The following is a 24,943-nucleotide window of genomic DNA, read 5'->3' as shown; positions in this document are numbered from 1 at the left end:
CCTGCGAGCGGGCACGTTCGTGCCGCGGGCGGGCGTGCGGGGGCGCCGCCGGAACCCGGTTCGGGGTGCTCGCCCCTGCCCAGTCGTTCGTTCGGGGGTGGGAAGCCGCGCGGGGCAGGGTTCGGCGCTGCGAGCTTCCGCGTCGGTTCGGGGATCCGACTGGCGGACACGCTACGTAGTCGGTACTGGTGGGCCAACCCCTGGATCCCGCAGTCACCGCAGCGGGAAGCGCCACAAGATCCCGATGATCTGGCGTTCGTGCTGGTGAATGAAGAAATATCTGCTGACTACAGTTAGTGATGTTCAGTCTGACATTCACTCATGTGGGTTACATCGGGCCGGCGTGGGCGTCCGGCGGTTCGGGTGACGCCCCTGGACGCCGGCCGCCGGCATCCGGTAGATCTGGCCTTCCGCCGCCGGAAGGGAACGATCATGGTCGGGAGATTTCCCGCCGTGGCCCTGTTGGCGGCGGCGCTCGTCGTGGCTTCCGCGCCCCCGGCAGCAGCCGCGGCCATCTGGGACGGCGACGCCGCGCACGGCAAGGGAGTGTTCGCCCACATCGGCTCGGAATGCGCCGCGCCGGGCAGCGTCACGGCCGTCGACGATCCGGAGCACGGCGCGGTGTGGCGCTACGACAAGCCCGCCGAGAGCAGGCGGTGCGAGAGTCGCGGCATCGCCATCGACGGCAAGGAGCACGACTTCGAGAACGGCTCCACCTACTACCTCGGCTGGCGCAGCAAGCTCTCCAGCACCGTCGACAACAACGCCACCTTCCAGTGGAAGTCCTACGGCAGCCACATCCAGAACTACCCGGTCGTCCTCAAGGTGATCGACGGCAAGCTCTCGCTGCTGCAACGCCAACCGGACGAGACGCGCATCATCTGGGAGCACCCGATCGCGGCGGGGGAGTGGCACAGCATCGTCCTCGGCCTGCACCTGTCCGACGAGACCACCGGCGGCTGGGTCGAGTTCTGGTTCAACGGCGAGCAGCAGACCTTCAGCGACGGCTCGAAGCGCTGGGCGTGCCGCACCTTCGACAGCGAGAACCACCCGAAGTGGGGCGTCTACGGGGCCGAGGGCGACGACGTGGTCAACGAGATCGATGCGCTCAAGGTCGGCACCGACTACGCCGACGTCGCGCCCTGACTGCTGCTTTCGTCGGTATCTACCGGTCGCGCGGCTGGCTAGGTTCTTCGCATGAAAATGCGTTGGTTAGCCGGGGTGCTCGGCATCATGCTCACCACGGTCACGATGGGCGCTGCGGAGGCCCAGCCGCAGCAGTGGTCGAGTCCGCGCACGATGTGCGAGTACATCCCGACGCCGGAGAACCCGGCCGCGCGACCGGTCCGGCCGCCGCATCCCGCGGCCAAGAACGAGGGCACGGTCCGCGCCACGATCCGGACCAACCACGGCGACGTGGTCGTCGAGCTCGACCGCGTGAACGCGCCGTGCGCGGTGCACAACCTCGTGCACCTGGCCCGCAAGGACTTCTACGACGACTCCCGCTGCTGGCGGCTGACCAACTCGGCGCGGCTCGGCGTGCTGCAGTGCGGCGACATCTACTCGGTGGAGAAGGGCGGCCCGGGCTACCGCTTCGCCGACGAGGTCACCGGCGCCGAGACCTACCCGCGCGGCACCATCGCGATGGGCAACCAGGGGCCGGACACCAACGGCAGCCAGTTCTTCATCGTGCACTCGCACGCCAACATCAAGCCCGCGTACACGGTGCTGGGCCGGGTCGTGGAGGGCATGGACGTGCTCGACGAGATCGTCGCGGGCGGCATCATCCCGGGCGAAGGCGGCGACCAGGACGGCGAACCGGCCCTGCCGGTGGAGATCGAGAACATCAAGATCCGCCGCTGACACCGGCCGTGCCGGGGCCGAACCACGTGGTCAGGGCCTCGCGGAGGCTGCGTCGCTCCTGGGCGTCCGGTTGCGCCGAACTCGACGCCCAGGCGACGTAGCCGTCCGGCCGCAGCAGCATCGCGGTCTGCGAAGTCCCGGAGCGGCCGCTGACCACCTCCACCCGGTCGCTCCAGCCGGCGAGGTCTTCGGACAGCCCGGCGCCTTCGGTCATGTCCAGCAGGAGCGGCCGGGCGTTCGCGGTCAGCTCGGCGAGCCGGACGCTGCCGGTCCCGGTGTCGAGCACCAGGTCGGGCGCCCACCGGCCGATCAGCGGGTGCGTGGCGGAGGTTCCCATCTCGTAGCGGGTGTCCGCGCCCGCCATCATGTCCGCGATGTGCTTGATGTTGCGCGGCTCGTGGAGGAGCTCGCCGAAGAGCTCCCGCAGCGCGGTGGTCTCGCCACCGGGCGCGAGCAGCGCCGACTGGGCCTGGGTGTGCATGACCACTCGCCGGGCCACCGGCCGCCGCTCGGCCTCGTAGCTGTCCAGCAAGCCGGGTGGCGCCCAGCCCCGCAGCTCGGCGGCGAGCTTCCAGCCCAGGTTCGCGGTGTCCTGCAGGCCCAGGTTCAGGCCGGGGCCGCCGATCGCCGAATGCACGTGGGCGGCATCGCCGACCAGCAGCACCCGCCGGTCCCGGTACCGGTCCGCCAGCCGGGTGTTGCCGCCCGTCAACCGGCGCGTGAGGTGCGGGCCGTCGCCTTCCGGCGGCTCAAGCGGCAGGTCCACCCCGAGCACCCGGCGTGCGCTCGCGCGCAGTTCGTCCAGCGTCAGCGCGGTTTCGTCCGTCTCAGCCGAGCTCCACTCCATTGTGGACACGGCCGTTCGGCCGTCGAGGAAAGGTGCGTACGCCAGCACTCCTCGCTCGGTGCGGTGGTGCATGAACGGCGGGATGACGCCGTAGCCGGGGACGTCCAGGCCGCCCGTCGCCGGATCGACCAGCGAGCTCGGAATGCTGACGTGCGCCAGGCGCGAAACGACGTTCTCCTTGGTGACGCCGGAGAAACCGATGCCGGAGAGCTTGCGCGTCGGGCTGTGCCCGCCGTCTGCGCCGACCAGGTAGCGGGCGCGCAGCCGGTAGTGGCCGTCCGGCCCGGCGACGTCGATGGCGACCGCATCGTCGTCCTGGGTCAGTCCGACGAGTTCGTGCCCCCAGCGGATTTCCACGCCGAGCTCGACGGCGCGTTCTTCCAGGACCTGCTCGATGCGGCGTTGCGGCACCTGCATCAGGTACATCGGGTTGTCCTCGATGGCGCTCAGGTCCAGCGGCATCGCGCCGAACACGAACACCGGAGCTGGCTGCGGCGGCTCGGAGCTCCCGCTGAAGCGCTGGTGCAGGCCCCGGCGGTCGAGCATCCGCACCACCTGCCCGACCAGGCCGTTGGCCCGCTGCGCGGTCGCGCGCTCCGGGAGGCGTTCGAGCACCAGCGGCTTCGTTCCGGCCAGGCTCAGCTCGCAGGCCAGCATCAGCCCGTTCGGGCCGGCGCCCGCGATCACGACATCGGCGATCACGACTTTTCTCCTTGCTGTGGCGGAAAAAGGCATGGTTGATCGACCCGGCGGCGCCGGGTTGTCCGGTTGTGGGGTTGTCAGGGGACGGGCAGCCCGTTGGCGAGCTGCTGGAACGCGTCGCGCAACACCGGAGCCATCGGGGTGGGCTCTTCGGCGCTCAGCCAGTGCTCGATGGATGCCGTGATCGCGACTCCGACCGCGCCGGCCACCAACCGCGGGTAGATGTCACGCGCCGGGTCGGTGCCGGTGCGCTCGGCGATGGCGGCGGCGAGCTCGGCCTCGGCCGTGGCGTTGGCCCTGACGAACTCGCCCTGCAGCGCCGGTTCGGAAACCATCAGCCGAACGCCGTCGACCCACTGCCGGTCCGGCTGGTCCTCGCCGGTGCCCTGCCCGAGCGCGAAGCGGGCCATCGCGGCGTTGGTGATGGCCTCCCACAGCGGCTCGGATTCCGGCCGCGCGCGCAGTTCCACCGCGATCTGGCGGGCCCGTTCCAGGTGTCGCGCGGCGATGGCCTCGCCCTTGCCCGCGAAGTAGTTGTTGAAGGTGCGCGGGGATACGCCGACCTCGGCGGCGATGTCTTCGACGCGCACGTTGTCGAATCCCCGCTCCACGGCGAGGCGGATGGCCGCCCAGCTCAGGGCGAGGCGGGTCTCCTGCTTCTTGCGCTCCCGCAAGCCCGGCCGCTCGCGCTCCTCGGCATCCATGGCACCACGCTACTGGAATTTTGCGGGCCGCGCAAAAATTCGTGATCAGAAAAAATTGGCCCTGCGTTCACGAGACGGCGCGGCCGGGCACGCCTGGCAGGCGCCGTTTTCGCGCGAAACCGTCATCCGGCACGCCTGGCAGGCGCCGTTTTCGCGCGAAAACGCCGCCCGGCGAAGTGCCGGGCGGCGGATGGGGCCTGGGACTGCGGATCGGGTCCGCAGGCCCAGGGTGGTCAGGATCGGACGGCTTCCTCGGCGGGCGCGGGTTCGGCCGCCTCGGCCCTCTTCGTCTGGTCGAACAGCGCGCCCACGCCGATGAACAGCGCCCCGGCGACGAACAGCAGCGAGACGCCCCAGGTGGCGTGCGTGGGCGACGCCGTCACCAGCGCCAGCGCTGCGAGCGGGGCGAGGCCGCCGGAGAAGGCCCCGCCGACCTCCCGGCCGGTGCCGAGGCCGGACACCCGCACCTTGGTGGGGAACTGCTGGGAGAGGAACGCGCCCTGCGCGGCCAGCATCGCGGGCACCACCACACCGGTGGCGAGGATCAGCGCGATCCAGATGTAGAGGCTCTGCCCCGAGTCGAGCAGCCAGAAGAACGGGAACGCCAGCGCCGCCGTGGCGATCGCGCCGGTGATGATCACCTTCTTGGCGCCCACCGAGTCGCAGATGCGGCCCGCGATGGGGACGGTGAGGATCGCGCACGCGCTGGCCAGCGAGATGCCGAACGCGCCGACGTTGGCCGCGACGTCGCGGAATTCGCTGAGGTAGGACAGCGAGAACGTCTTGAAGATGTAGCTGACGCCGTTGTAGCCGATGGTGATCGCCATGACCACGGCCAGGCCGCGCCAGTCCGACTTGATCAGCGAGCGCAGCGGCTTGGCCTTCTTGCGGGCCGAGGTGTCGCGCGCGATCTTCTCGAACTCCGGCGTCTCGGGCATCTGGCGGCGCACCCAGAAGCCGAGCGCGACGAGCAGGAAGCTGGCGATGAACGGGATGCGCCAGCCCCAGTCGTAGAGGAACTCGTTGCCGAAGCTCGTCAGCACCGTCACGGTGAGCGACGAGACGAACAGCCCGATGTTGACGCCCAGCGCCGGCCACGAGCCCAGCCTGCCGCGCGACTTCTTGTCGGCGTGCTCGTAGGCCACTGCGATCGCGCTGCCCAGCTCGGCGCCCGCGCCGAGGCCCTGCAGCAGGCGCAGGACGACCAGCAGGATCGGCGCGACGATGCCCGCCGAGGAGTAGGTCGGCAGCAGGCCGATCAGCCCGGAGGAGATGCCCATCAGCAGGAACGTCGCCGACAGCACGATCTTGCGCCCGTACTTGTCGCCGAGGATCCCGAAGACGATGCCGCCGAACGGGCGGGCGAGGAAGCCGACCGCGAAGGTCGCCATCGCCGCCAGGGTGGCCGTGGTGGGGTTGCTCGCCGGGAAGAACAGGCGCCCGAACACCAGGGCGGCCATCGAGGCGTAGAGGTAGAAGTCGAACCACTCGAGGGCGGATCCGATCACTACGGCGGGTCCGACGGCCTTGCGGGGGGACGGCTCGGGGCGTGCCGTCGCGCCATTGTGCAGCGTCATTGCTTGGGTCCCTCTTGACGGGTGGTCGTCGATGCGTGGTCGATCGCGATGTGCGATTGTTCGGATATAGGAACTGCGGCGAATCTAGGAAGTGAACCGGGTCACTGTCAAGCGGTTCGCCGCGGACAGTCGGCCGATTCCTGGTTTGCGCTGGTTTTCGTCGATCTTCGCGCGCTTCGGGGCCGCGATCCGGCGGTTGACAGACCGGGTGTCTGTCGATCATCGTGTCCCGATAGCTGGATTGTTTGTTCGTATTTAGGAACAGATCGATCGCGTGGCCGGTCCGCGGCCCGGGTCGGTCGACGTGTCGCCGCTGGTACGGGCACCAGGCACGCCGGAAAGGAAAGCGCCATGCACTTCGAACTGACCCCGGACCAGCAGTCCCTGCGGGCGGGCGCGCGCGAACTGGCGCGCAGCTTCCCCGACGAGTACTGGGCCGAGCGCGACGCGAACAATGAGTTCCCGTGGGACTTCTACAACGCCTTCGCCGAGGGCGGCTGGCTGGGCATCGCCATCCCCGAGGAGTACGGCGGCGGCGGGCTCGGCATCCTCGAAGCGGCGCTGCTGCTGGAAGAGGTGGCCGCCTCGGGCGCCGGGATGAACGGCTGCAGCACCATGCACCTGACGATCTTCGGCCTCAACACCATCGTCAAGCACGGCAGCGAGGAACTGCGCAAGGAGGTCCTCCCCGCGGCGGCCGAGGGTTCGCTGCACGTCTGCTTCGGCGTCACCGAGCCCGACGCGGGCACCGACACGACCCGGATCTCCACGTTCGCCAAGCCGGTGCCCGGCGGCTACGTCATCAACGGCCGCAAGGTGTGGATCACCAAGGCGGGCGACTCGCAGAAGATGGTGCTGATCGCCCGCACCACCCGGCGCGAGGAGGTCGACCGCGCGACCGACGGGATGTCGCTGTTCCTCATCGACATCGCCCCCGAGCACGTGCACCTGAGCCCGATCCCCAAGCTGGGCCGCAACGCGGTCTCCTCCTACGAGGTCGTCATCGACGACCTGTTCGTGCCCGAGAGCGCCCGCGTCGGCGCCGAAGGCCAGGGCTTCAAGTACCTGCTCGACGGACTCAACCCGGAGCGGATCCTGCTGGCCCACGAGGCGCTGGGCATCGGCCGGGCCGCGCTCGACCGCGCGGTGCGCTACGCGAAGGAACGCGTCGTCTTCGACCGGCCCATCGGCCAGAACCAGGGCATCGCGTTCCCGCTCGCCGAGGCGGCGACCCGGCTCGACGCGGCAGAGCTGATGGCCCGCAACGCGGCGTGGCGCTACGACCAGGGCCTGTCCTGCGGGCGCGAGGCGAACATGGCCAAGTGGCTGTGCGCCGACGCCGGCTTCCAGGCGGCCGACCAGGCGATCCAGACCCACGGCGGCATGGGCTACGCCCGCGAGTACCACGTGGAGCGGTACTTCCGGGAGTCGCGCATCCTCCGCCTCGCCCCGGTCAGCCAGGAAATGGTCCTGAACTACGTGTCCAACCACGTCCTCGGCCTGCCCAAGTCCTACTGAGGTTTTTCCAATCTCAATTTGCGTGGCGGTGCGGGTAGCGGAACCTCAGACGCTCCCTGGTCTGTGGGTGCCCCTCCTTATGTATGTCCGGGCCGCCTTGCGCGCAGGAAGTTCCGCAACCACTGATCGAAACGGGGATCTTCGCCATGACCGCACCGAACGGCAGCCTCCGCGGCGTTCGCGTCCTCGACCTGTCGCGCATCCTCGCCGGTCCGCTGTGCACCCAGATGCTGGCCGACCATGGCGCCGAGGTGATCAAGGTCGAGCCGCCCGCGGGCGACGACACGCGCACCTGGGGGCCGCCGTTCGTCAGCGAGACCATGAGCGCCTACCACACCGGTATCAACCGCAACAAGAACAACATCTGCCTGGACTTCGCCTCGCCGGGCGGGCAGCGGGTGCTCGACGAGCTGCTGCGGGACGCGGACGTCGTGGTGGAGAACTTCAAGGCGGGCACGCTGGCCAAGTGGGGCTTCTCCGACGAGGCGATCGCGGAGCGCTACCCCCGCCTGATCCATTGCCGCATCACCGGTTTCGGCGTCGACGGGCCGATGGGCGGCATGCCCGGCTACGACGCGATCCTGCAGGCTTACGGCGGGCTGATGAGCATCAACGGCGAACCGTCGGGGCCGCCGCTGCGCGTCGGAGTGCCCATTGTGGACATGGTGACCGGGATCTATGCGTTCTCCGGCGTGCTGCTCGCGCTCCACGACCGGCACGCCACCGGGCGCGGCCAGCTGGTGGACTGCACGCTGCTCGACACGGCGATTTCGTTGCTGCACCCGCATTCTCCGGGCTGGCTGGTCTCCGGGAAGCTTCCGCAGCGCACCGGATCGGCGCACCCCTCCATCGCCCCGTACGACACCTTCGAGGCCGAGGACGGGCAGATCTTCATCGGGGTCGGCAACGACCGCCAGTTCCGCCACTTCGCGGAGCTGCTCGGCATCCCGGACATCGCCGACGAAGCGCGGTTCGCGACGAACGCCGACCGGGTCCGCAACGTCGCGGAGCTGCGCCCGCTGATCATCGAGCGGATCGCCGCCCACCGCCGCCACGACCTGGCCCGCAAGCTGCTGGACCGCGGCGTGCCGGCGACGCCGGTGCACGACGTGGGCGAAGCGCTGACCGATCCGCAGGTGCTGCACCGGAACATGGTGGTGGAGCGGGACGGCTACCGGGGCACCGGAATCCCGATCAAACTCGGCCGAACGCCCGGCGAGGTCCGCACCGCGCCGCGCGAGAAAGGTGCGGACACCCGCCGGATCCTCGCCTCCCTGGGCTACACGCCCGACCAGATCGCGGAGCTGATCGAGGCCGACATCGCCCGGAGCACCGACGCCTAGCCACAACGTCAGCCGTGCATGTTTTGTGTTGCTATAGCAGCACAAACTTCACACGGGTCACCAGGAGCGCCGGTGGGCAGCGGGCGTGAAGTACTGCGCGACGCGAATAGTACGAGCGCCAGTTTCCCGTGAATCAATCACGGGAACGGGCGTGGGATCGCGGTTTCGCGACGGGACTTCGTCAGGGCTAGCCTGGCGCGTACCCGAGCCCGGCTTCTGGTGAGCGGTGTCCGTCGGGGCGCTTCGGGATGCGGGGGATGAATCGGAAATGGCCAGGAAGAACAGGATTCTGATCGTCGCCAACGGAGGAACGTAGCGCGGGTACCCCGTCCTTTATTATAGGATAGGGGAAGCGTGTCAACTCCCGCGCGAGTGGCCCGCTAGACGATGGGTCGGGCTTGCTGGTCGATGTACTGGCGTACCGCGGAGATCGGCGCACCTCCAACCGATCCCGCAAGGTACGACCCCGATCAGAGGTGAACATCCTGTCAGTATGCGAACTGTAGGTCTTCGAACTCCTTGCGCAGCGGCCGAGACGAGACGCCTTTGAGGGGGCCGGTACTTGGTGGCGAAAACCAAGTGAGCGTGCATGAGGAAAACGACGTGTCTGCGCCTGTGAGGAACCCGTTGTTGGTCTCCATAAGCCAACCTCTATGGTGATGTTCATGGGAGTGGGTGGCGAGGTGGCGCCGGGTTCAGGGCATGCCCGGTACACCTATCGTCTCCGTCTGTCCCGCACTGCATTGCGATCCCTGCTTGGTGAGTGGGACCGGTGCCGGTGGGTGTGGAACCAGTGCGTGGCCACCTCCCGGCAGGCGTACCGCGACGGCGAGAAGTGCGGGCCCGCGCACCTGGACAAGCTCCTGACGGGGTGGCGTGGCGAACACGAGTGGCTTCGTGCGGGTGCGTCGGTGCCGCAGCAGCAGATCATCCGGGACTTCGCGAAATCCAGCCGCTCCCCGGAACCGGCAAGGTGATCGGGATTGATTGGGGTGTGGCAGAGACCGCTACCACCACCAGCGATGACCATGACCTACCCCACGCCGAGCACGGCAAGAAGGCAGCTGCGAAGCTGGCGCGTTATCAGCGGATGATGGCCCGACGCAGGCCGCCCAAGGGAAAGCCGTCGTCCAAGGGCTACCGCCAGGGCTCGCAAGCAGGCCGCGAAGGCCCACGCCAAGATAGCCCGGCAACGCCAGGACACGGCCCGCGCCTGGGCCAAGCGGGTCGTGACCGACCACGATGCGATCGCGGTCGAGGACTTCCGGCCGAAGTTCCTGTCCAAGACCACGATGGCTCGCAAGGCCGCCGATGCCGCGATCTCAGCGACGAAGAACGAACTTGTGATGATGGGGCGTAAGCACGGCCGAACGGTTGTGCTGGTGGACCCGAAGAACACGACGAAGGACTGCGCGGTGTGCGGAGCGAGAGCCAAGCACGCACTCCCGCTGTCAGAACGTACCTACACCTGCACCGCGTGCGGAACGGTCTCCTCGAGAGGCAAAACTCCGCGCACGTGATGCTGGTCCGGGCTGGGCTGTACCCGGCTGGTGCTGAGAGTAGAAGACCTGACCAGGCGAAGCCTGGTCAGGCAGCTTGAGCCAGGAATCCCCTACACCCGAAGGCAACGGGACCAAGAATCCCCTTTCCTTCAGGGAAGGGAGCAGTCAAGAATGTTCCGGAGTACCCGAATCGCGCCGACGCCGTGCCGTACAACCTCCAGGAAGAACTCGCGAAGCTCGGCGCCGATTACCGCACCGCGGACGAACCGTTCGAGGCCTACGTCGTCGAGGACGGCCGGCTGATCACCGGCCAGAATCCCGGCAGCGCCAAAGCCGTCGGCGAGGCGGTGGTCCGGCAACTGGCCGCGGTGTGACGCCGAAAACGATTCGACCGGTCGGTGACCTCGGTCACCGGGACTCGGGGCCGAATATCACGATTTGACCCGTCATTCCGCTTCCGGAAATGATGTGCGTCGTGCCCAGCGCTTATCTGCTGCCGATCAAAACTGCGTTGATCGTCTTCCCACTGCTCGCCCTGGTGTTGTTCGTGCCCGCGGCGGTGGTGACCTACCGCCGGCACGGCGTCATGACCAGTTGGCGGTCGTTGTCCTTCTACAGCTTCCTGTTCTACTCGCTCACCGCGTTCTTCATGACCGTCGTGCCGCTGCCCGGCCCGTCGGTCGACGTGTGCGCGAAGTACCCCAGGGTCGCGCATCCGCAGCTGGTGCCCGGCAACACCTTCGCCGACATCTGGAAGGAGGCGGAGGGGCAGGTCACCCTGAGCGCGCTGGTGATCCACAACCCGGCGGTGCTGGAGACCCTGCTGAACCTGCTCCTGCTGCTCCCGCTGGGCGTCTACCTGCGCTTCCACTTCCGGCTGAACTTCGCCGCCGCCTCGGCGATCGGCCTCGGCGCCTCGCTGTTCTTCGAGTTCACCCAGCTTTCCGGCCTGTGGGGCGTCTACGAGTGCCCGTACCGGCTGTTCGATGTGGACGATCTCATCGCCAACACCGGCGGGGCCATGATCGGCTGGGCCATCGCGGGGCCGCTGACCCGCTGGCTGCCGACCCTGGACAACCTGGACGACGCGGCGCTGGCACGACGTCCGGTGCCGCTGGGCAGGCGATTCCTGGCGCTGCTGATCGACCTGTGCGCGCTGCCGTTCGTCATGCTGTTCACGACCCTGTTCTGCGTGGTGGTCTTCAACTCGTCCAGCTGGCTGCTCGGCATGGTGCTGGCCGTGGCGCTCTGGTTCGTGCTGCTGCCGTGGTGGCTGGGCGGCACGCCGGGCAAGAGGCTGCTGCTGCTCAAGATGGTCGGCCCGGACGGGAAGCGGCCCGAGCTGTGGCGGCTGCTGCTGCGGGCCGTGGTGCTGGCCATCCCGCTGCTGCCGATCCCGGTGGTCACGGGCATGACGGTGCTGGTCGCCGTTGCGGCGCTGTTCCGGGTGATGGGGGCCGGCCTGGACCGCCTGTCCGAGGTGCCGTCGTTGGCGCTGGACCTGATCAGCGGGGATCACGTGGTGGAACTGCTGGTGGCCGCCGCGATGTTCGGGCTGGTCTGCCTGCTGCCCGTCGTGTTCTTCGTCGCCCTGTGGCGCCACCCCAAGCACCACGGCCTGCACGAGCGGTTCTCCGGGGTCAGCAACGTCGCCCTGCCGCACAAGCGCGCACGCACTCCGCAGCCCGACACCAGCACAGACACCGACGCCGACACCGACGCCGACACCGATGCCGAGGAGACCACGGCGATCGAGCGCTGACAGCCGTCCGCGGGCGGTTTGGTGTCGCCGCGCCGGAGGGTAGGCCGAGGTCGGAACGCACGTGTTGTGGGGAGGGATCGGCATGGCTGAGCGGATGCCCGCCCGGCGCGGCGAACGCCGGGAGTGGGGTGGGGCACCGGATGCGTGGCAGGAGCCGTTCCGCGAGTTGGAGGAGCTCTGGGACCGCATGGGGCAGCTCTTCGACCCCGGGTGGGCCATGACGCGAACCGGCGTCGCGTGGCAGCCGATGGTCGACTTGGAGGAGACCGAGAGCGCCTACCTGTTCGAGGTGGACCTGCCCGGCGTGGCGCGGGACGACATCAGGGTCGAGGTGCGCGGCCAGGAGTTGTGGATCACGGGCGAGCTGAAGGAGAAGGAGCGCACCGGGGTGCTGCGGCGCAAGATGCGGCGCACCGGGAGCTTCTCGTTCCGCGGCAGCCTGCCCGGCGAGGTCGACGCGGACGAGATCGAGGCCAATCTCATGGACGGCGTGCTCTCGGTGAAGGTGCCCAAGAGCAAGGACAGCACTTCGCGCCGCATCGAGATCAAGTGATCCGACGTCTACATTGGACTGTTTTCTTCTTCTCGCTCACCTGATCGCCCGGAGCGCGCGGTCCACCGGCACGCAGCGGAAGCTCGCGGACCGGATCCGCGGCGCCGCATGAGGCCGCGAGCGCAGTGGAGTGCGGCGATTTCGCGCGAAATCGCCGCACTCCACGCCTGAGGGATGACGATTTCGCGCGAAATCGTCGTGGCCCCAGGCGACTTCGCGGCGGATCGGGACCCGCCGGTTACTGGAATCCGGCCCCGGGAAGCCAGGACGTCGAGGTAGTGCTGGTTGTGCATGATGCCCAGGACGTCGCCGAACGGGTCGACGACCTGCCTGTATGGAAACGCGTTGACGGCGGCTCGCGGTGCCGGCGGAACGGGCCCGTGTGTGTTTTGTGTTGCTATAGCAGCACAAAGCACACACGGGCCCGGGGCTGTTGCCGGGTCATGCCTCCATGCGCTCCGGGTCGGCCTGCGCGGACATGGCGGGAGGCGCCGACCGGCGGGGCATCAGCAGCAGCGCGATCAGCGAGATGACCGAGCAGAACACGATGTACCAGCTGATCCCGGCGCTGGAGCCGGTGGACTGCAGGAGTGCCGCCGCGATCAGCGGTGCGGGGCCGCCCGCGATGACCGAGGCGAGCTGGTAGCCGAGACCGGCGCCGCTGTAGCGGATGTTGGTGCCGAAGCTCTCCGCGATCAGCGCCGCCTGCGGGCCGTACATGACGTCGTGCACGATCAGCGACACGACGATGGCCAGCAGCACCAGGCCCGAGGAGCGGGTGTCCAGCAGCGCGAAGTACGGGAAGGCGTACAGGCCGGTGCACACGATGCCGATGCCGTAGATGAGCCGGCGACCGAAGCGGTCCGAAAGGTGGCCGAACAGCGGAACGCTGATCAGGCCGACCGCGGCGGCGACCAGCGTGGCGTTGAGCAGCTCGCCGCGCGGCATCTCCAGGTGCTTCGTGCCGTAGGTCAGCACGAACGTGATGAACAGGTAGAACGGCGCCTGCTCGGCCAGCCGCACGAACGCGGAGGTGAGGATCTCCCTCGGGTGCTTGCGGATCGCGGCCCACACCGGCTGCCGCTCGACCGCCTGCTGCCGCTTCACCGCGGCGAAGTCGGGGCTCTCCAGCACCCGCATCCGCACCCACAGGCCGATCGCGATCAGGACGACGCTGAGCAGGAACGGCACCCGCCAGCCCCAGGTCTCGAACGCGTCGCCGCTCGCCGCGCTGGCCACCCCCACCGCGGCGGTGGACAGCAGCAGGCCGAGCGGCACGCCGAGGTGCGGCAGGCTCGCCATCAGGCCGCGGCGGGACTCGGAGCCCCACTCCATGGCCATCAGCACCGAACCGCCCCACTCGCCGCCAACGCCGATGCCCTGCCCGATGCGCAGTACCACCAGGAGCACGGGCGCGGCGAAGCCGAGCGTGGCGTACCCGGGAAGCATGCCGATGAGCACCGTGGCGATGCCCATGAGCAGCAGCGTGGTGACCAGGGTGGCCTTGCGGCCGATCCGGTCGCCGTAGTGCCCGAAGATCGCGGCGCCGACCGGGCGCGCGGCGAAGCCCACGAACAAGGTGCTGAACGATTCGAGCACACCGGCGCTGGGGGAGCTGCCCGGGAAGAAGATCTTGGGGAACACCAGGGCGGCGACGGTCCCGTAGAGGAAGAAGTCGTACCACTCGATCGTCGTGCCGACCGTGCTGGCGATGACGGCGCGGCGGCGGTGCGTCCGATGGGAATCGGTGCCGTTCGACATGACGAGCCTCCATTGGCCGAGCCACTCAACCAACTTTGGATCGAAAGCCTGCAATCCCGCACCCGGGCTGTCAAGTACGCCGAAGACCCGTATCCGACTCGTTGCGATCGGGGACCCCCGCGCCGGCGGCGCGGAGGTGCACGAGTGTCCTCAGTGGACCAGTGGCGCGTCAGCTCCCGGCCAGGCGTTCGCGGAGCCCGGCCAGCTGCTCCCGGAGGGTGCCGGGGAGCTTTTCGCCGATGGTGGCGAACCACTCTTCGATCAGCGGGAGTTCGGCCCGCCACTCCGCCGCGTCGACCGCGAGCGCCGCCTCGACGTCTGCCGGGTCGGTAGAGAGCCCGGTCAGGTCGAGGTCGGTCGCCGCCGGGACCAGGCCGACCGGGGTCTCCGCGGCGTTCGCGGTGCCCTCGACCCGGCCGATGATCCACGCCAGGACCCGCGAGTTCTCCCGGAACCCCGGCCACAGGAAGCGGCGGTCCTCGCCGCGGCGGAACCAGTTGACGTGGAAGATCTTGGGCAGCTTCGCCGGTTCGGCCCGTGCGCCGGTGGTCAGCCAGTGCCCGAGGTAGTCGCCGGCGTGGTAGCCCATGAACGGCAGCATCGCCATCGGGTCGCGGCGGACGACGCCGACCTCGCCGGTGGCGGCGGCCGTGGTCTCCGAGGACAGGGTGGCGCCCATGAACACCCCGTGCGCCCAGTCGCGCGACTCGGTGACCAGCGGAATCGTGGTGGCCCGGCGGCCGCCGAAGAGGATCGCCGAGATCGGCACGCCCTCGGGGTCGTTCCACTCCGGGGCGACGACCGGGCACTGCTCGATGGGGGTGCAGAACCGGGAGTTGGGGTGGGCGGCCGGCTCGCCGCCGCCCGGCGTCCAGTCGCGGCGCCGCCAGTCGGTCAGGTGCGCCGGCGGCTGCTCGGTCATGCCCTCCCACCAGACGTCGCCGTCGTCGGTGAGCGCGACGTTGGTGAAGATGGTGTTGCCCTGCTCGATGGTCCGCATGGCCACCGGATTGGTGTGGTAGCCGGTACCCGGGGCGACGCCGAAGAACCCGAACTCGGGGTTGACCGCGCGGAGCCGGCCGTCGTCGCCGAAGCGCATCCAGGCGATGTCGTCGCCGAGCGTTTCGGCCGTCCAGCCGGACACGGTGGGCTGCAGCATCGCCAGGTTCGTCTTGCCGCACGCGCTGGGGAACGCCGCGGCGATGTAGTGGACCGTGCCGTGCGGCGAGGTCAGCTTGAGGATGAGCATGTGCTCGGCCAGCCAGCCCTCGTCGCGGGCCATGGCCGAGGCGATGCGCAGCGAGTAGCACTTCTTGCCCAGCAGCGAGTTCCCGCCGTAGCCGGAGCCGAAGCTCCAGATCGCCCGCTCCTCGGGGAAGTGGCTGATGTACTTCGTCGGGTTGCAGGGCCACGGCACGTCGGCCCGGCCCGGCTCCAGCGGCGCCCCGACGGAGTGCAGGGCCTTGACGAACTCGCGTTCGCCGCCGTCGCGGCCGATGAACTTCTCCAGCGCCCCGGTGCCCATCCGGGTCATCACGCGCATCGAGAGCACCACGTAGGCGGAGTCGGTGATCTCCACGCCCAGCTTGGGGCTCTCGGCGTCCAGCGGGCCCATGCAGAACGGGATCACGTACATGGTGCGACCGCGCATGCAGCCCCGGTAGAGCTCCGTCATGGTCGACTTCATCGCCGCCGGGTCCATCCAGTTGTTGGTGGGCCCGGCGTCCTCCTCGCGCCGCGAGCAGATGAAGGTGCGGTCCTCCACGCGCGCGACGTCGCCGGGGTCGGAGGCGGCCCAGAACGAGTTCGGCTTCGCCGCCAGCCGCACCAGGGTGCCCGCCGCGGCGAGCTCGGTGGTCAGCCGGCGCCACTCCTCGTCGCTGCCGTCGCACCACACCACCTGCTGCGGGGTCGTCAGTTCGGCCACTTCCCGCACCCACGCCACGAGGGCCCGGGGGGCGGTCGGTGCCTGGTCCAGGCCGGGGATCGCGGTGGTGGTCATCGTGGGTCTCCTTGCGGCGGCGCGATAGTGCACTGTGGACGATGGTGCCCGCCGCCAGTGCCCAGGTCGTCCAGCGGTCGACGCCACCGGTTCCGGGCCTTCGCGGTCATCGTCCCCACAGCTCGTCGAAGCTCCGCGGAATGGCGCTTTCATCATCTGCGCGCTCGACGAACATCGCAAATGCTCCGTCGCACCCGCGTTCGCCTCGTCCGCCGCACCCGTCACGGTCGTGCGGCTGATCGTTTCCCCTTGCGCGGCAATGCGTTTCCGCTCCTCGGATCGGCTTACGAAAGTCGCTGCGGCAGAGCTATCCTGCACCTGCAATGGGATCCACGCGACGGGGAGGTGTCGGGTGGCCCAGGCGAGGTCGGCGCATGCCGGTTGCGCGAAGCAACCGGTGTCGAAGCCCCTGCGGCATTTCCCGGCCGCCCCCTTCGTCCGGCGCGCCTTCGCGCCTTCCGGGAGCTTCTCGACGGCGGTCGATCCTGCGCTGGAGGTCGGCCACCGCGAACCGGGTGCACGGGCGTTGCCTCGGGGCTAGGAGGTGAATGCGATGGCGACCGCCTCAGGGGAGCTGTCGGCACTGGTGAGCGAACTCGGACTGGACAAGCAGAACGGGGCGTCGCTGGGGCGGCTGGTCGCCCACGGCGGCCTCGGGCACGCGGAGGAGGACGCCGACGGCCGCATGCACGCGCGGGTCCGGATCCCGGTCGACGAACTGGTCTGGGATCCGTCGATCCTCGTCATGCCGCACGGCGGCGACCTCGAACTGGAGCTCGTCAACGACGACCAGAACACGCACTGCGCGCTGCTGCCGAGCAACGGCGACCGGCAGTTCATCTGGTTGCCGGTCCAGTCGCGCGGCACGGCGAGCCTCAACCTCGACGGCCCGGGCTACTACTGGTACACGTCCCCCATCGGCAACGACGAGGGCCGCGGCCTGGTCGGCGTGATCGCCGTCCTCGGCGACGTTCCGGATCACGCCCGCCTCGACCGCCCGGCCCAGCCACGGCCCTAGGGCTCTGTTCGAAAGCGGCGGTAGCCGCTTGCGGTGTGGGACTCGACTTGCGCCGCCGCGGGTTCTCAGGCCGTGCCCACCCCGTCGGGGTTCTCGGCGAGAAGCCGGCCGCAATCCCCGCAGGGGGCCGCCACCCGCACCGCCACGCGAACCACTCTTGAAACACGATCCAGGAAGGAGCGGGTGATGGCGGAATACGTGCAGGCAGGGCATGCCGTGAGCCAGGCGTCGCTGAGCGGCCTGGCCGGTATTGCGCCGCCGGTGGTCCAGAACGTCACGTACGAACGCATTCTTGAGGCCCGCTCGGAGCCGCAGAACTGGCTCACCTACTACGGCGCCTACGACGGCCAGCGGTACAGCCCGCTGGACCAGATCAACGCGGAGAACGTCCGGCGCCTCGTCCCCGCCTGGGTCTTCCAGTCCGGCTCGGCCGGGATGCACGCGGGTGCGTCGACCTATTCCTTCGAGGCCGCTCCGGTCGTCGTGGACGGCGTCATGTTCGTCTCCGGCTGGGACGGCTGGGCCTGGGCCCTGGACGCCCGGACCGGGCAGGAGCTGTGGCGGTACAAGCACGAGGTCCCGTACGACACGTCGCTGTGCTGCGGCAACGTGAACCGCGGGGTCGCGGTCGCGAAGGGGAAGGTCTTCTTCGTGACCCCGAACGCCCACCTGCTCGCGCTCGACGCCACCAACGGCAGGTGCGTCTGGGACGCGATCTACGGCGACGTGCGGGCGGGGGAGAGCGCGACGCTCGCTCCGCTGGTGGTGAAGGACCTGGTCATCGTCGGCAGCTCCGGCGGCGAGTTCGGCGTGCGCGGCCACATCGACGCCTTCGACCTGGAGACCGGGCGGCACGTCTGGCGGACCTACACGGTGCCGAAGCCGGGCGAGCCGGGCTCCGAGACCTGGCCGGACGGCCCGGCGTGGACGCGTGGCGGCGGGAACTGCTGGGTCACCGGCACCTACGACCCGGAGCTGAACCTCATGTACTGGGGGACCGGCAACCCGGCGCCGGACTTCGACGGCGCCGTCCGCGAGGGCGACAACCTCTACACCGACAGCGTCGTCGCGGTGAACCCGGACAACGGCGAGATCCGCTGGCACTACCAGTACAACCCGCACGACCTGTGGGACTACGACAGCACGATGGAGCACATCCTGTTCGAGCTGGAAGGCCGGAAGCTGCTGGCCCACTTCGACAAGAACGGGTACTTCTTCGTCCTCGACCGCACGAACGGCGAACTGGTCCGGGTGGCGCCGTTCGTGGACCGGATCACCTGGGGCGAGATCGACCCGGACGGCAAGGTGACCCCGAAGATCTACCCGGACGAGGAGGGGGTGGAGGTCCGCTTCTGGCCGGGACCGGCCGGCGGCAAGGAATGGACGCACGCGGCCTACAGCCCGCGGACGGAGCTGTTCTACGTGCCGGTGCAGGACGTCGGAGCCATGGTCACGCGGCGGCGCAGGGAGTTCAAGGAGAGCATCCCCTACTGGGGCGCGAGCGTCACGGTGGATTCCGGTGACATGGCGGGCTCGGTGTCGGCCTTCGACCCGGCCACCGGCCGGGAGTCGTGGCGCTGGCGCAACGACGTGCCGATGTGCGCGTCCGTGCTGGCCACCGGCGGCGACGTGGTGTTCGCCGGGGAACCGACCGGGGAATTCAACGCGTTCGATGCGCGCAGTGGCGAGCTGCTGTGGCAGTTCCAGACGGGCAGCGGCCACCACAGCAACCCGACGACCTACAGCGTCGACGGCAGGCAGTTCGTCGCGGTGCCGGTCGGCTGGGGCGCGTGGGTCGAGGGATTCCTGCCGGGGATGCTGGGAGCCCCGCACGGCGACGCCCTCTTCGCCTTCGCACTGCCGCAGGACTAGAGAGAGTGTTTCGAAATTGGTTTGTGTGGCGGTGCGGGTGGCGGAACCTCAGATGCCCCCTCGCTGTGGGATCCCCGACATCATGAATGCCAATTCACCACGTCGGGGCTGTCCTCGCTGGGAGAACTCCAGAGGAGTGGGCACCGTGAACCCGCGGCGGTGCGAGTTGAGTCCCACACCGCAAGCGGCTATCGCCGCTTATAAGACACGACCAAGCCGCCCGGAGTGGTAGTGCCGTGACCGCGGACGCTGACGGCTTCACCGCCGCGCTGCGCGCCCAGGCGCAGCGCTACCACGACCAGCACCCGTTCCACATCAGGATGAACGCGGGTCTGCTGGGGCGGCAGCAGATCCGGGGATGGGTGGCGAACCGCTACTACTACCAACAGAACATCCCCCGCAAGGACGCCGCCATCCTCGCCAACTGCCCTGACCGCGAGGTCCGGCGCCGCTGGGTCCGGCGCATCCTCGACCACGACGGCACGGCGGGCGGGGAAGGCGGCATCGAGGCGTGGCTGCGCCTGGCCGAGGCGGTGGGGCTGAGCCGCGAGGAGGTGCGATCGGAGCGCCACCTCGTCCCCGGGGTGCGGTTCGCCGTCGATGCGTACGTCACCTTCGCCCGCACGCGGCCGTGGACCGAGGCGGTGGCGTCCTCGCTGACCGAGCTCTTCGCCCCCGATCTGATGTCCGAGCGCCTCGCCGCGTTCGAGCGCTGCTACCCCTGGATCGACCGCGACGGCCTCGGCTACTTCCGCGACCGCCTGACCCAGGCCCCGCGCGACGCCGAACACGCCCTGCAAGTGGTGGTCGAACGCTGCCGGTCCGCCGACGAACAGGCGCGCGCCGTGGCGGCGCTTTCGTTCAAGTGCGACGTGCTCTGGAGCATCCTCGACGCCATCGACCACGCCTACCCGGACTGATCGTCACGACTCGACCGGAACGCCACCGAACACGGCGAAGCTGACGGCCCAGTAGGCGACGTAGCAACCGAGCAGCGTGAAACCGTGCCACCGCTTCAGCCGACCGGTGTGCAGGAAGTACGCGGCGAGGACGGTCATGGTGACGAGCACCGGCAGGTGCCACCGGAGCACGTCCGAGCCGACCGCGATGCTGCCGCCCGAGAGCACGATGACGCCGAGCTTCGCAGTGACCGAGAAGACGAGGCTCCCGATGACGTTCCCGATCCCGATCGCCGGCACGCCCTTGCGGATCGGCTCCACGGTGAGGAAGACGTCCTCGATGGTCAGCACGACGGTGACGATGGTCGCGCCGAACACGGTGCCCGCGATCCCGTGGTCCTGGAGGATGCCCTTGGTGCCGGTGCTCATCGCCGCGGCGCCGACGACGAGCCCGGCGAGCGCGAGCACCGCCAGCCCGAGATTGGCCCAGCCGGGCCGCTTGCGGGCCGCGGCGAACGGGATCTCGTCGGAGAAGGATTCCCCGCCCGGCCGGGCGTTTCCCTCCGCCGTTTCGCCGCGCACCTCGGTGTTGCGGAACGTCGGTGTTTCCCGCCGGAATTCCTGCACGAGGATGTAGCCGAGGAACAGCGCGAAGAGCGCGAGCAGCAGCACTCCCTGGACGGCGGTGAGCGGCGCGGTCAGCGCGAACGCGGCCAGCACCAGTGGCGCAGCCGCGAAGATGGCGAGGTAGTCGCGCGGGACGCGCACCGCGGCGGGAGTGATGATCGCGGCGAGTGCGAGCACGATTCCGGTGAACGAGATCGCGGTCCCGAGCACGAGCCCGAGCGAAACGTCCTCGAGGTCTTCGAGGTTCAGCGCGACGCCGAGCACGATGTCGTCGAACTCGATGCCGGTGAAGACGACGGCGAGGAAGAACACCGAGATGCTGAGCCGGGAGGCGGCGCCGGCGAGGTACCCGATGAGCTTCTCGGCGCTGCAGATCAGCAACACCGCCCCGGCGACGAAGAGGAATGTCGAGGCCATGACGGAAAGCGCCTCCTCACCCCACCGGAGCTGCCGCGTCACCCGCCGAATCCAGTCCAGCACGTCCGCCTGCACCTCGAAAGTCGAGCGGACTCGAACTGCCGGTCGAGGAGTGCAACGTTTCCGCAGGCAGAAGGCCATGAGCGCGTTGGATCGCTATAGAGGCTGTTTCCAAACTCGCTCTGCGTGGCGGACCAGGCCATGCCCGGGCTTCGGCGGCTCGACCTTCGCCCATGCGTGCGGCTCCCGCCGGCGACATCGTCCACTGTGGAGGAGGAAGTGCGCCGATCCGCTGCCGCGCAGGTCTCCGGCTGAGCTGAGGGCATGGGGCGCTGGGATCCGGGTACTCCGCAGGGCGATGGGTTGTCGAGGAGGGAGCATCCGATGGGCACCGCACACCGCATTCCCGGCTACACGTACGGCGAGCCGCAGGTCGAGCACTCGCCGGTCACGATCGCCGAACTGGACGCGCTGAAGGAGACGCTGCTGTGGACCGACTCCGACGACCAGGCGCTGCGCATGGCCGGTGACGTCCTCACCGACCAGGTCGGCGACGTCGTGGCCATCTGGTACGACTACGTCGCCGCGCATCCGCACCTGGTCGCCTACTTCGGGCCTCCCGGCGGCGCGCCGGACTCGGAGTACCTGGAACGGGTCCGCGCGCGGTTCGAGCAATGGATCCTCGACACCTGCAGGCGCCCGTACAACGACGTCTGGCTCGACTACCAGCAAGAGATCGCGCTGCGCCATACCCGGGCGAAGAAGGACCAGACCGACCACGTCGATGCGGTCGACCGGGTGCCGCTTCGCCACATCATCGCCTTCATCTACCCGATCACGGCAACGATCCGGCCGTTCTTGAGCGCGAAGGGACACGGCGAAGAAGACGTCGAACGCATGTACCAGGCCTGGTTCAAGGCAGTGACGCTGCAGGTGGCGTTGTGGAGCCGCCCGTACGCGCGCGAAGGCGACTGGTGAACGTCCTGATCTTCCTGAGCCTGCATGTGCTGGATCGGCCGCCGCCGAGTAGGTCCGTCCACCACGGCTCGCGCAACGCGGTATGACGTGCAGGCCTACATCTTCGCGGTGCTGACGGCCAAATTCATCGGCGCGGCCCTCGCCGAAGGTCACTGACCGCCGACCGAGCGCGGTGCCGGGGCGTCATTGCGCGGGGGCGTGGCCGGGCGGGGCGATGATGTAGGCGATGCCGCCGGGGGCGTCGGCGACCTTGCCCGCGGCGTCGCGGCGTTTCGTGCGTTGCCAGACGTTCTCGAACTCGGCTCGGGGGTAGATCGTGCGGACCGCCGAATTGTCGGAGGAGGCGGGATCGTTGGCGATGACGTCCCCGTCGGTGGTGAACCCGACGATGACCATGATGTGGCCGTCGGTGTCGTAGCCGGCGCCGTCGAGCTCGTCGGCGCGGAAGGATTGCGACGTGATCACGGGAATGCCGTTGCGGATGTACCGTTCCGCGTCGGCCAGCGAGGGCAGCCGGGTGATGTGCGCTTCCAGCCCGTAGGTGGCCGCGTACGCGGTGTTGAACGGCCAGTTCCCGGTGCCGGCGTAGGCGTAGTCGTACGTCTGGCGCGCGGCGTGCTCGACGGCGGGATCGGGGTGCTGCGGATCGACCCAGGCCAGCTCCTGCGCGGACGGCCGCTTTCCCCAGTACTCGATGACCATCTCCGTCGACGTGGGGCTGCACCACGCCTCGCCGCCACCGCCGTACTGCGGATAGTGTCCACTGTGGATGTTCTGGGAATAGCGCGGCACCGGGAGTTCGACGCCCCAGGCTCCACCGGGGCCGGAGGTGGGCACCTCGAACCGGTCCGGGATCTTCGAGGCCATGGCGCCGACCATCGACAACTCCGGCGACGCCGGAGTTCCGGTGGCGCGGTAGAGCGTGGCGCGGAGCTGGTACTCGGACAGCGTCGTCCCAGGGCCGGCGGTGAAGGTGTCGACGTTGACGGTGCCGTTGGCGTCGGACTGGCCGTCGACGCTCGTGCGGTGGATGTCGGCATCGCCGGACGCCCACCGGCCCAGCACGTACCAGCCGGTTTGCGCGCCCGTGCCGGTCCGGCCCCGCATCTCCACCTGCAGCCAGGTCCCGGGCGGGGTGGCCGCGTTCCAGGACGCGACCAGTTGGGTGGCCGCGAAGCCGATGCGGTGCGGTGGGGACGTCCACCGCGAGTACTCGTACTCGCGCGTCGTGCCGCCTTCGGCGGCGGGATGCCCGATGCTGCCGATCGGGCGATCGATGCGGATTCCCGCCCCGTCGCCGCGGACGCCTTCGGCGTTGCCGGACTGGAAGTCCGCCGTGGAACGCCAATGGTGGAAGTCGATGGCGGACCGTTCGTCGGCCGGCGCGGGTTGCGTGCAGGAGACCGCGGTCGACGCCAGCACGCCGGCGAGCCAGATCTTTCCCGGATTTCGCATCGGACACCTCAAATCGGCACCGCCCGCGCGGTTCGCTTCGATCCTTCGGAGTGTAGGTTTCCGGCTCGGTGCCGACCATGAGACGTTCGGTGGTGGGTCGAACGCGGAACGTGATCGCGGTTTGTTAGGGTGCGAACCGCCGGTGAGGGCGGGATAGGCCGGAAAGTGCACCTGGGGATTCTCGAGCCCGCTAGTCCGGGCCCCGGCCGAATCCGACTGCTGTGGTCAACGGTGCTCAACCGTGTCGGTGTGGGGTTGCGGCGACATGGCCTGGAAAGTGCTGGGGAGAGCGACGCGCGCCGTTCGCGGAACTGACCAGCGGAATCATCGTCACCGCCGGTCGTGCGGAACGTCCTTGTCCTGCCCGGAAGACAGGGGCGGAAGGTGCTCGCGCGCGATGCGGCGGTGACGAGACCTCCAAGCCCTGCCACGACGCGGAATTCCGGAATCGAAGAGATGGAGCGACCGGCCTGGCCGGGCGACGGCGCAGGCGCGGCTGCGGAGGTGGGTTCGATGGACGCGATGGATTACGACGTTGTGGTGATCGGGGGCGGCGCGGCCGGTCTGACCGGCGGGATGGTGCTCGCACGGTCCCGTCGGCAGGTGGCCGTCGTCGATGGCGGTGAGCCCCGCAATGCACCGGCCGATCACCTGCACGGGTTCCTGTCGCGGGACGGGATGCCCCCGGCGGAGCTGTACTCGGCCGGCCGGGAAGAGGTGGCGCGCTACGGGGGAGAAGTCATCGGCGACCGGGTGCAGGGCGTCGAACGCGGTGCGGAGCGCGGATTCGTGGTGCGCACCTCCGACGGGCGGGAACTGACGACCCGGTCGGTCCTGATGGCCACCGGCCTGCGGGACGAACTGCCCGACATCCCGGGGCTTCGCGAGCGGTGGGGCCACGACGTGCTGCATTGTCCGTACTGCCACGGCTACGAGGTGCGGGATCTGCCGCTGGGAGTCGTCGGAGGTGAGAACCGGCCGTTCACCGTGCACCAGGCGCAATTGGTGCGGCAGTGGTCGTCCGACGTGGTGTTCTTCCCGAACCGGATCGTCCTGGCGGACGAGGAGCGCGAGCGGTTCGCCGCCCGTGGTGTGCGGGTCGTGGAGGGCGACGTGGCGGGTGTTCTCGCCGACGACAACGGCGTGTGGGGCGTGGAGCTGGCCGATGGCGAGGTCGTGCCGCGGGCGGTGGTGTTCGTCGGCCCCCGGTTCGTGCCGCAGGACGGATTGCTGAAGGGCTTGGGCTGCGAGCTGGGGGAGAACGGCTGGATCTCCGTTGATCCGTCCGGGCGCACGAGCGTGCCGGGAGTGTGGGCGGCGGGCAACGTCGTCGACAGTCCGGCCCAACTGCTCAACGCCGCCGGCGCGGGCACGGCCGCCGCCATCGGGCTGAACCACTACCTGCTGGCGGAGGATGTCGAACGGGCCGTCGTGGAGCACCGTTCGAACCGTCCGTGACGATCCTTCCCGGCTGTCGGCGGGCGTGATCGAGGATTGCCGGGCCGCGTGCCGGAAATCGGTGCGTCGGCCCGCAATTCCGCCG

20 protein-coding genes and 2 pseudogenes are annotated in these 24,943 nt (G+C 69.2%); 14 read left to right on the top strand and 8 right to left on the bottom strand.

The window, feature by feature from the left end; genetic code table 11:
* Positions 1–432 precede the first annotated feature (432 nt).
* Both E1288_RS32010 and E1288_RS32005 read left to right on the top strand, forming a co-directional pair.
* Positions 433–1,146: a heparin lyase I family protein gene (locus tag E1288_RS32010; protein ID WP_132491902.1), complete on the top strand. Its 714-nt coding sequence runs from the start codon at positions 433–435 to the stop codon at positions 1,144–1,146.
* A 51-nt stretch (positions 1,147–1,197) separates the two neighbouring features.
* On the top strand, positions 1,198–1,863 hold the full coding sequence (locus tag E1288_RS32005; protein WP_165968372.1) for a peptidylprolyl isomerase: 666 nt from the start codon (positions 1,198–1,200) through the stop codon (positions 1,861–1,863).
* Here E1288_RS32005 and E1288_RS32000 read toward each other — a convergent pair.
* The 3 genes from E1288_RS32000 to E1288_RS31990 all read right to left on the bottom strand — a co-directional run bounded on the left by E1288_RS32000 (position 1,847) and on the right by E1288_RS31990 (position 5,693).
* Positions 1,847–3,409, bottom strand: coding sequence for an FAD-dependent monooxygenase (locus tag E1288_RS32000; RefSeq protein WP_132491949.1), 1,563 nt, complete (start codon positions 3,407–3,409; stop codon positions 1,847–1,849). The genes E1288_RS32005 and E1288_RS32000 overlap by 17 nt on opposite strands.
* A gap of 80 nt (positions 3,410–3,489) precedes the next feature.
* Positions 3,490–4,116 (bottom strand): acyl-CoA-like ligand-binding transcription factor, encoded by a 627-nt coding sequence (locus E1288_RS31995; RefSeq protein WP_132491900.1) that lies wholly within the window; start codon positions 4,114–4,116, stop codon positions 3,490–3,492.
* A gap of 233 nt (positions 4,117–4,349) precedes the next feature.
* Positions 4,350–5,693, bottom strand: a complete 1,344-nt coding sequence (locus E1288_RS31990) for an MFS transporter (protein ID WP_132491898.1) — start codon at positions 5,691–5,693, stop codon at positions 4,350–4,352.
* Positions 5,694–6,044: 351 nt separating this feature from the next.
* Between E1288_RS31990 and E1288_RS31985 the strand changes: the two genes are divergently transcribed.
* Complete coding sequence (locus E1288_RS31985) at positions 6,045–7,211, top strand: acyl-CoA dehydrogenase family protein (RefSeq protein ID WP_132491896.1); 1,167 nt, start codon at positions 6,045–6,047, stop codon at positions 7,209–7,211.
* A 146-nt stretch (positions 7,212–7,357) separates the two neighbouring features.
* Positions 7,358–8,554: a CaiB/BaiF CoA transferase family protein gene (locus tag E1288_RS31980; RefSeq protein WP_132491894.1), complete on the top strand. Its 1,197-nt coding sequence runs from the start codon at positions 7,358–7,360 to the stop codon at positions 8,552–8,554.
* 380 nt (positions 8,555–8,934) lie between these two features.
* Here the strand turns inward: E1288_RS31980 and E1288_RS31975 are convergent.
* Positions 8,935–9,105 (bottom strand): annotated as a pseudogene (locus tag E1288_RS31975) (transposase); the annotation flags it as partial.
* Between the two features lie 246 nt (positions 9,106–9,351).
* Between E1288_RS31975 and E1288_RS48245 the strand changes: the two are divergent.
* From E1288_RS48245 to E1288_RS31950, 5 genes and pseudogenes are all read left to right on the top strand, one after another.
* A complete protein-coding gene (locus E1288_RS48245) occupies positions 9,352–9,531 on the top strand; it encodes a hypothetical protein (RefSeq protein WP_207954671.1) in 180 nt (59 codons plus the stop codon).
* Between the two features lie 177 nt (positions 9,532–9,708).
* Positions 9,709–10,074, top strand: a pseudogene (locus tag E1288_RS48240) (zinc ribbon domain-containing protein); the annotation flags it as partial.
* A gap of 185 nt (positions 10,075–10,259) precedes the next feature.
* A complete protein-coding gene (locus E1288_RS31960; RefSeq protein WP_207954669.1) occupies positions 10,260–10,430 on the top strand; it encodes a type 1 glutamine amidotransferase family protein in 171 nt (56 codons plus the stop codon).
* Between the two features lie 101 nt (positions 10,431–10,531).
* Positions 10,532–11,818, top strand: a complete 1,287-nt coding sequence (locus E1288_RS31955; protein WP_165968371.1) for a VanZ family protein — start codon at positions 10,532–10,534, stop codon at positions 11,816–11,818.
* Between the two features lie 82 nt (positions 11,819–11,900).
* On the top strand, positions 11,901–12,371 hold the full coding sequence (locus E1288_RS31950; protein WP_235883941.1) for an Hsp20/alpha crystallin family protein: 471 nt from the start codon (positions 11,901–11,903) through the stop codon (positions 12,369–12,371).
* Positions 12,372–12,812: 441 nt separating this feature from the next.
* Here E1288_RS31950 and E1288_RS31940 read toward each other — a convergent pair whose 3' ends face one another.
* A complete protein-coding gene (locus E1288_RS31940) occupies positions 12,813–14,132 on the bottom strand; it encodes an MFS transporter (RefSeq protein WP_132491888.1) in 1,320 nt (439 codons plus the stop codon).
* 169 nt (positions 14,133–14,301) lie between these two features.
* Positions 14,302–16,134 (bottom strand): phosphoenolpyruvate carboxykinase (GTP), encoded by a 1,833-nt coding sequence (locus E1288_RS31935; RefSeq protein WP_132491886.1) that lies wholly within the window; start codon positions 16,132–16,134, stop codon positions 14,302–14,304.
* 553 nt (positions 16,135–16,687) lie between these two features.
* On the opposite strand from E1288_RS31935, the gene E1288_RS31930 reads away from it, so the two are divergent.
* The 3 genes from E1288_RS31930 (at position 16,688) to pqqC (ending at position 19,944) form a co-directional block, all read left to right on the top strand.
* A complete protein-coding gene (locus E1288_RS31930; RefSeq protein WP_132491884.1) occupies positions 16,688–17,152 on the top strand; it encodes an MSMEG_3727 family PQQ-associated protein in 465 nt (154 codons plus the stop codon).
* A 186-nt stretch (positions 17,153–17,338) separates the two neighbouring features.
* Positions 17,339–19,024: a PQQ-dependent dehydrogenase, methanol/ethanol family gene (locus tag E1288_RS31925; protein ID WP_165968370.1), complete on the top strand. Its 1,686-nt coding sequence runs from the start codon at positions 17,339–17,341 to the stop codon at positions 19,022–19,024.
* Positions 19,025–19,260: 236 nt separating this feature from the next.
* Positions 19,261–19,944, top strand: coding sequence for a pyrroloquinoline-quinone synthase PqqC (gene pqqC, locus E1288_RS31920; RefSeq protein ID WP_132491880.1), 684 nt, complete (start codon positions 19,261–19,263; stop codon positions 19,942–19,944).
* Positions 19,945–19,947: 3 nt separating this feature from the next.
* Here pqqC and E1288_RS31915 read toward each other — a convergent pair whose 3' ends face one another.
* Positions 19,948–21,030, bottom strand: coding sequence for a sodium:calcium antiporter (locus E1288_RS31915; protein ID WP_235883940.1), 1,083 nt, complete (start codon positions 21,028–21,030; stop codon positions 19,948–19,950).
* A 321-nt stretch (positions 21,031–21,351) separates the two neighbouring features.
* On the opposite strand from E1288_RS31915, the gene E1288_RS31910 reads away from it, so the two are divergent.
* Positions 21,352–21,945: a protoglobin domain-containing protein gene (locus E1288_RS31910; protein WP_132491878.1), complete on the top strand. Its 594-nt coding sequence runs from the start codon at positions 21,352–21,354 to the stop codon at positions 21,943–21,945.
* 183 nt (positions 21,946–22,128) lie between these two features.
* Here E1288_RS31910 and E1288_RS31905 read toward each other — a convergent pair whose 3' ends face one another.
* Positions 22,129–23,400 (bottom strand): C39 family peptidase, encoded by a 1,272-nt coding sequence (locus E1288_RS31905; RefSeq protein ID WP_132491876.1) that lies wholly within the window; start codon positions 23,398–23,400, stop codon positions 22,129–22,131.
* 513 nt (positions 23,401–23,913) lie between these two features.
* Between E1288_RS31905 and E1288_RS31900 the strand changes: the two genes are divergently transcribed.
* On the top strand, positions 23,914–24,858 hold the full coding sequence (locus E1288_RS31900; RefSeq protein ID WP_132491874.1) for an NAD(P)/FAD-dependent oxidoreductase: 945 nt from the start codon (positions 23,914–23,916) through the stop codon (positions 24,856–24,858).
* Positions 24,859–24,943: the final 85 nt, after the last annotated feature.

It is taken from the genome of Saccharopolyspora elongata (genome assembly GCF_004348985.1).
In the GTDB taxonomy this organism is placed as follows: Bacteria; Actinomycetota; Actinomycetes; order Mycobacteriales; family Pseudonocardiaceae; genus Saccharopolyspora; species Saccharopolyspora elongata.
This window is presented reverse-complemented; position numbering and strand designations above follow the sequence as displayed.